At 34.5% G+C, this 452-nt stretch carries 1 protein-coding gene; it reads left to right on the forward strand.

Annotated elements, in window-relative coordinates; translation table 11 throughout:
- Positions 1-128: 128 nt before the first annotated feature.
- Positions 129-452 (forward strand): BspA family leucine-rich repeat surface protein (locus tag BCT81_RS18890; RefSeq protein WP_133152658.1); only part of this gene is annotated, 324 nt, incomplete at its 3' end.

Genomic DNA, 452 nt, shown 5'->3' on the forward strand with positions numbered 1-452 from the left:
ATATACAGCGATTAACATTCAAATATTAAATCAATAAAAAATATTCATTCATTTTGAATATAAAACAAGTTACACTTCCGTTCGGCTTTTAGCCCATTTCATAAATATAAGATTGGTAAAATATAATTATGGCTTTAACAACCCCTTTAACACTCACGGCGTTGAGCGCTACTTTGTTATTCAATAGCTTCTCTGCAAATGCTGATCCTGTTTCTTGCCCAAATGCAGAAGTAGGTTCGGTATTTATTGAAAATCAACGTTTATATATGGTTGCAGATGATCGTATTGTCGGTCAGCAAGATAAAATTAACGCTCTCCAACAAGGCTATTTATACTTTTGTACTTCTCAAGTAACCGACATGAGTAACCTATTCCAAGGGAATAGTACGTTTAATGCAGACATTAGTGACTGGGACACGTCTAATGTCACCAATATGGCTAACATGTTCCAA

The organism is Vibrio sp. 10N.261.52.A1 (genome assembly GCF_002876325.1).
Taxonomy (GTDB): domain Bacteria; phylum Pseudomonadota; class Gammaproteobacteria; order Enterobacterales; family Vibrionaceae; genus Vibrio; species Vibrio chagasii.